The organism is Aeromonas sp. HMWF015 (assembly GCF_963878965.1).
In the GTDB taxonomy this organism is placed as follows: domain Bacteria; phylum Pseudomonadota; class Gammaproteobacteria; order Enterobacterales; family Aeromonadaceae; genus Aeromonas; species Aeromonas veronii.
Genome location: NZ_CAWNZT010000212.1, coordinates 1 through 6,203, shown reverse-complemented (window position 1 = coordinate 6,203; position 6,203 = coordinate 1). Strand labels below are relative to the sequence as shown.

The window sequence follows — 6,203 nt, the reverse complement described above, 5'->3', positions numbered from 1 at the left end:
GACCCGGGAGGGGCAGGTAGCTATGCCGGTCTGGCTGGCAGAGCAGCAGGCGGTGTCGCGGCCCTTGCTGAGTCCGGGGGCCGCCTGGATCATCTGGCAGATCCTGAGCGCGCAGGGGCGGGCGGATCAGCCTTTTGCCAGCGAGGCGACCGGCCGGGTCAATCGACTGGCCTGGAAGACCGGCACCAGCTATGGCTATCGCGACAGCTGGGCGATGGGAGTCTCCGGTCGCTGGACTATCGGCGTCTGGCTGGGACGCCCCGACGGTACCCCCATGCCCGGTTTTTACGGCCAGAGCGCGGCGGTGCCGTTGCTGCTCTCTGTCTACTCGCGGCTGGCTGACAACAGCCCCTTGCCGGCACAACCCAACACGGTGAGCGAAGCAGAGATCTGCTGGCCGCTGGGGCGTAAGGCCAGCACAACCCTGTCAGAGGCCTGTTTGCAGCGCCAGAGCGCCTGGTTGCTGGAGGGGCGCGATCCTCCCACCTTGCCGGACCCCATGGACTGGCCCTCGCCGCTGCGCCAGGTTGCATTGACCGCCGCGGGCAAGCCGACCTTGGCACGCTGCCAAGATGCGGCGCAATCCGGCTTTCGGGCACTCTGGCCATTGTCGCTGGAGCCGTGGCGGTCCCCCGGCGAGCGACGACAGGCGCTGCTCGCCAGTGGTTGTGCAGGGGAGGGGCAGAGCGCCGAGCTGGAGGCCCCTATTCGCATTGTGGCGCTGGGGGAGGGCAACCTTATCCGCAGCCAGCGTTACCGGTTGCAGCCCAAGGTGCTTGGCGGTGTTGGCAAGTCGGCCTGGTTTCTCAACGGCCAGCGACTGCGCTGGGACGGGGATCAGGTGCTGAGTATTGCGGGTCGTTATCAGCTGGTGGTGGTCGATGAAGCGGGTAACAGCGATCGTATCGAGTTTCGCGTGGTGCATCCTGACGGTGATGCCGGCACCATCACCCGTTGAGCGTTTTGCCGACAGCCATTGAGGCGAATGTAATTAACCATTTGAAATGCATCAATATTTGATTGGATGAATTAATTTATGAATAATTACTAACTCATTCAAATCCAATCGGGAGTTCTCTTTTGCTGCGTGTTCTGTGTCCCTTGCTGGTGCTGATGAGTTCGGGTTGTGCCACAACCAATCATGGTGATCACCATATTTCTCCTGAACGTACCGGGTTCTATTCACCTTTCGAACCTGCTTCCGAGAGTTTTGCGCGTTGCTATCAGAAACAGTTTGCCTGTACCCCTGCCAATATCCGCCGTGACAGGGCGATGGAGGCGCGCAGGCAGGCGCAAGAGCAGGCCAATCATCGTGGTGATGATTGGTAGGCCGCAGAAAACGAGAAGGGTTGGCTGATGCCAACCCCTTTTTCATTCCATCGGTTCAGCCCGGGTGGCGCAGATGGCCGAGCCGGGTGAAGAAGTGCTGGCTCTTGCGCTGGTGAAAGTGGCTCTTCTTGATAGGATGGAAGATGAGGTTGCTTTCGGGGTGGCTCGCCTTTAACTGGTGGAGCATGGCTACGGCGGGCAGGCTGGTGCTGACCAGGGTGGTGAGTGGCATGCTGAGGGTCTCGGGCCCGAGCAGTTGATTGAGCCCTTGCTGAGCCTGCTCAAAGCGGGTCAGGGCCGCCGGGTCGGCATAGCCGCTACCCAACATGGTTAGCAGGTTGTCGAGGGCCAGATGAAATTCGGCCAACTGCTGGCGAAAGCCGCTGCGCCCGCGCAGGGCGATAAGCTCGGCGAAGGAGATCTCGCCGAGGTGAGTGGGTACTTGCAACGGGATTTCGAGGTGGAAGCAATCCTGACCGCCGCGATTGTGGTAGCGGGATTCGAGCAGATGGAGCAGTCGATCCAGATAGTCGTGATCGGTAATAAGCGCCCCGTCGTTGGCGAGTGCCCACTCACGGGCGAGACGCATGGAGATCAGATTGGCAAAGCGCCGCGCCATTCTGATCCCCCCTTCATCCCGGGTCGCAAAGCCGTGAGTCAGGCAAAAGCCGTGCAGTCGCTCCAGCCCCACCTGATCCGGGCAGAAGCAGTCGTGGTTGGCCTCCTGACGCCAGCGACCAATCAGTTCCTTGTTGCCAAACACCTTGTGGCGGACGAAATCGGGGGCCACCAGGCCGCTTATCTGGCTCTCCAATTGCGGGGTAATGGCGGCAAAAAAGGCGGCATCGGGCCGCTCGGCTAGCAGATCGCTCTGCTGTTGAAGGGTATCGAGCAGGGCGGTGAGACCGCTCTTTTCGCTGACGGTGAAGACGAAGGCGAGCTGCTCCAGATAGAGCAGGGCAAATTTGAGCCAGAGCTCGTCGCGTACCTCCATGCCGGGGTAATAGATATGGGTCTTCATCGGATCAGTCTGTTGTCAAAAATCTGGCGAGGCGCAGGGTCGGGAATATACGCAAGATTGGCGCTGCACGGCAAACACTGCGTGGGGGAATGTGAGCAAACGCTCATCCAGTAGGCGCTGGCCACAAAGTTCTGATATAATTCGCGCCCTTAAATCAAGGTCACCCGAGTCATTACCATGAAGTTCATTATCAAGCTGTTCCCGGAAATCACCATCAAGAGCAAGTCGGTTCGCCAGCGCTTTATCAAGATCCTGCAGGGCAATATCCGCAATGTCCTGCGCCGCTTCGACGACGATGCCCGCGTACGGATGGATTGGGACAAGCTGATCGTGAGCTCCCGCAATGACCAGTTCCGCGAGCAGGCTATCGAAGCTTTGGCCTGTATTCCGGGCATTCAGGCCTTCCTCGAGGTACAAGCCAGCAAGTTTACCGATCTGCACGACATCTTCGAGCAGGTGAAAGCCGTTTGGGGCGACCAGCTCAAGGGCAAAACCTTCTGCGTGCGCGCCAAGCGCCACGGCAAGCATGAGTTCTCCTCCCTCGAGGTTGAGCGCTATGTGGGGGGCGGTCTGAACCAGCACTGCGAAAGCAATGGTGTGCGCCTCAAGAACCCGGATGTGAAGATCAACCTAGAGATCGACGGCGAGGAGCTCTTTATCGTCAGTGCTATTCATCAGGGTCTGAGCGGCATGCCCATCGCGACCCAGGAAGATGTGCTGAGTCTGCTCTCCGGCGGTTTTGACTCCGGCGTGGCTTCATTCCAGTTCATCAAGCGTGGCTGCCGAGTGCACTACTGCTTCTTCAATCTTGGTGGTGCGGCCCACGAGATCGGCGTCAAGCAGGTGGCCTATCACCTGTGGAACCGTTTCGGCTCCTCCCATCGGGTACGTTTCACCGCTGTGGACTTCGAGCCTGTGGTTGCCGAGATCCTCGAGAAGATCGACAACGGTCAGATGGGCGTGGTGCTCAAGCGGATGATGATGCGTGCTGCCGCCAAGGTGGCCGATGAATTCCAGATCCCGGCGCTGGTGACCGGTGAGTGTGTGGGTCAGGTCTCCAGCCAGACTCTCACCAACCTGAACGTGATCGACCGGGTCACCGACAAGGTGATCCTGCGCCCGCTCATCACTTGGGACAAGCCGGATATCATCAGCGAAGCCCGCCGCATCGGCACCCTGGAGTTCGCCGAAACCATGCCGGAGTACTGTGGCGTCATCTCCAAAAAGCCGACCGTGAAGGCCGAGCTCTCCCGCATTGAAGAGGAAGAGGCCAATTTTGACTTCTCCATTCTGGACAAGGTGGTCTCTGAGGCCCGTTACCTTGATATCCGCCGTATCGGTGAAGAGACTACCGCTGAAGTGCAAGAGGTGGAAACCACCCAGGTGCTGGGCGCTGACGAGGTGATCCTGGATATCCGCTCTGCCGACGAACACGACGAGAAGCCGCTGGTGGTGGAAGGTCGTGAAGTACTGCATATCCCCTTCTTCAAGCTGGCCACCACCTTTGGCGATCTGCCCAAAGAGAAGACCTACCTGCTCTACTGTGATCGCGGCGTGATGAGCAAGCTGCAGGCGCTCTATCTGAAAGAGAAGGGCTTTGACAATGTCAAGGTGTACCGCCCGTAAGCGTGTTTTTCACCTTCACTAAAAAATCCGGCCAATGTGCCGGATTTTTTATTTCACAGAGTGAGCCCTGACTATCAGGGACAGGGAACCGGAGTGAAGGAGTCTTGCCCCTGACAACGCCAGCCCATTTCCGCCTCCCGCATCTGCCACAGGTTGTTGCTGCGATAGAGGGTCAGAATGTAGATCATGTCGCTCTTGCTGCCGTCGAGGGCGACCGAGAGCACCAGATCATTGTCCAGTTGCTGGGCATGGATGCGACTGGGTGTGTCACCATGACCGACGAATCGCAGAGCTACCTCACGGTAGTCATTAACCCAGTTTTGCTGTTGATGGCTTGCCTGGCGTATCTGCTGGTTGAACTGCTGCACCGGCGCCGAGGCCAGTCGTCCAAATACCACTTGTGCTTCGGCGTGGGCTGCCGTCACGTTCGCCAGGAGGAGGGTGGTAAGCATACCGATTTTGCGCATGAGAAGTTCCGGCTAACAACGACTGCTTCTATGACAACAGAAAAGCCTATTTGGTTCAACGCGCGGCCCACAGCGACATGATGACGCTGTGGGCCTGCTCTCAATTGCGTTGCAGCGAGAAGGTGGGCAGCGACAGATGCCAGTAGATAGCAGCTACCCGCAGGCCAAACACGGCCGTCATGCAGATGAGCATGGCCGTTACCCTGTCCATGTTGGCCTCAAGCGCCAGGGTATAGAGAATGCCGCCAAGGATACAGGCGGTGGCATAGATCTCTTTTTGCAGCACCATGGGCACCTCCCGCGCCAGTACATCGCGGATCATGCCACCGGCTACCCCGGTCATGGTGCCCATGATCACGGCAATCAGCCCTGGGGTGCCGAAATTGAGGGCCTTCTGGGCACCGATAACGGTAAAGAGGGCCAGTCCGAAGGCATCCGCCACCGGCAGCACATACCATGGCATCCTGCGGGGCAGCTTGACCATCCACATACCGATCAGCGCCGTCGCAATGACGACCCAGATATAGAGGGGATCGCGCACCCAGAACACGGGGGTGGCTCCCAGGATCATGTCACGGATAGTGCCGCCGCCGATGGCAGTGACCGCCGCCAAAACCATGACGCCAAACCCGTCCATTCTGAGTCGTCCAGCCACCAATACCCCTGAAAACGCGAATACCGCAGTACCAAACATGTCGCTGATGTAAACAATCTGCTCAACCAGTGTCTGCATGGAGAACAACTCACGCCAAATTGTTGATGGGGCCGCGATTTTAGGGGCTGGTGAGCCCAATCGCCAACAGTGCTCGACAAAATTGAGAGTCGGGACGGATTTTTTCTCGCGGCATGAACCGGGTGAGGCTCGTGCGTGCCCGCAGCTCTCCGCCGTTGGCGGGCTTTAGAAGGTTGAGTCCCATCACAGGTTTAGACCCAATTTTTTTCTTAAGTTTCCCCTCGACTCGCCGATAAATAAGGTAAGCGGCGTTAATGCGATGAAGCGTTGAAAAAAATGCTAAAGACATCCAAAAACGAGCCGTTAAATAAGACGCATCGGGCACAGAAAATAATAAAGCTCGAGCAAATAGAAGAGTAAATTTAATAGCTTAGGAGAATAGTCATGGGCCTTTTTATCAACACTAACGTTTCATCACTCAACGCTCAGCGTAATATGATGAATGCGACCAAATCACTGGATACTTCCTACACTCGACTGGCATCTGGTTTGCGTATCAACAGCGCCAAAGATGATGCTGCGGGTCTGCAAATTTCCAACCGCTTGACCTCTCAGATCAACGGTCTGGATCAAGGTAACCGTAACGCTAATGATGGTATCTCTCTGGCACAAACTGCGGAAGGGGCCATGGATGAAGTGACCGGCATGCTGCAGCGTATGCGTACTTTGGCACAACAGTCGGCTAACGGTTCCAACTCTGCCAAGGATCGTGAAGCACTGCAAAAAGAGGTCGATCAACTGGGAGCAGAGATCAACCGTATATCTACCTCTACCACATTTGCGGGGACCAAGTTGCTCGATGGTTCTTTCACTGGGAGCTTCCAGGTTGGGGCTGATGCCAACCAAACCATTAGTTTCAGTTTGAGTCAAAATGCGGGCTTTAGCATTTCGGGTATTGCTGAAGCTGCTGCAACTACGATTACGGTACTGAATGCTGCTAGTGCACAGACCACAGTCGCTTTGAGTAATATCTTCACTGGTGGGGGAGTTGGCGGCATCAGTATTAGCACTCAGAGTAAAGCTCAAG

At 57.1% G+C, this 6,203-nt stretch carries 6 protein-coding genes and 1 pseudogene; 4 read left to right on the top strand and 3 right to left on the bottom strand.

Going from position 1 to position 6,203, the window contains the following annotated elements:
• A pseudogene (locus AACS18_RS23410) lies at positions 1–958 on the top strand (penicillin-binding protein 1C); the annotation flags it as partial.
• A 122-nt stretch (positions 959–1,080) separates the two neighbouring features.
• Positions 1,081–1,329, top strand: coding sequence for a hypothetical protein (locus AACS18_RS11525; RefSeq protein WP_108614310.1), 249 nt, complete (start codon positions 1,081–1,083; stop codon positions 1,327–1,329).
• Positions 1,330–1,384: 55 nt separating this feature from the next.
• On the opposite strand, the gene AACS18_RS11520 is transcribed toward AACS18_RS11525, so the two are convergent.
• The gene (locus AACS18_RS11520) at positions 1,385–2,350 is read right to left on the bottom strand and encodes a hypothetical protein (RefSeq protein WP_108614309.1); all 966 of its coding nucleotides are present in this window, start codon (positions 2,348–2,350) and stop codon (positions 1,385–1,387) included.
• Between the two features lie 177 nt (positions 2,351–2,527).
• Here AACS18_RS11520 and thiI point away from each other — a divergent pair, with 177 nt between their 5' ends.
• Positions 2,528–3,976 (top strand): tRNA uracil 4-sulfurtransferase ThiI, encoded by a 1,449-nt coding sequence (gene thiI / locus AACS18_RS11515; protein WP_108614308.1) that lies wholly within the window; start codon positions 2,528–2,530, stop codon positions 3,974–3,976.
• 74 nt (positions 3,977–4,050) lie between these two features.
• On the opposite strand, the gene AACS18_RS11510 is transcribed toward thiI, so the two are convergent.
• Positions 4,051–4,443, bottom strand: coding sequence for a hypothetical protein (locus AACS18_RS11510; RefSeq protein ID WP_005333978.1), 393 nt, complete (start codon positions 4,441–4,443; stop codon positions 4,051–4,053).
• Between the two features lie 100 nt (positions 4,444–4,543).
• Complete coding sequence (locus AACS18_RS11505; RefSeq protein ID WP_005333975.1) at positions 4,544–5,176, bottom strand: trimeric intracellular cation channel family protein; 633 nt, start codon at positions 5,174–5,176, stop codon at positions 4,544–4,546.
• Positions 5,177–5,560: 384 nt separating this feature from the next.
• On the opposite strand from AACS18_RS11505, the gene AACS18_RS11500 reads away from it, so the two are divergent.
• On the top strand, positions 5,561–6,203 hold a 643-nt coding region (locus tag AACS18_RS11500; protein ID WP_108614307.1), incomplete at its 3' end, for a flagellin N-terminal helical domain-containing protein.

What these genes read in the sequence shown, in the direction of transcription:
- AACS18_RS11505 (WP_005333975.1), bottom strand. Translation starts at nt 5,176, where the DNA reads ATGCAGACACTGGTTGAGCAGATTGTTTACATCAGCGACATGTTTGGT.
- thiI (WP_108614308.1), top strand. Translation starts at nt 2,528, where the DNA reads ATGAAGTTCATTATCAAGCTGTTCCCGGAAATCACCATCAAGAGCAAG.
- AACS18_RS11510 (WP_005333978.1), bottom strand. Translation starts at nt 4,443, where the DNA reads ATGCGCAAAATCGGTATGCTTACCACCCTCCTCCTGGCGAACGTGACG.
- AACS18_RS11520 (WP_108614309.1), bottom strand. Translation starts at nt 2,350, where the DNA reads ATGAAGACCCATATCTATTACCCCGGCATGGAGGTACGCGACGAGCTC.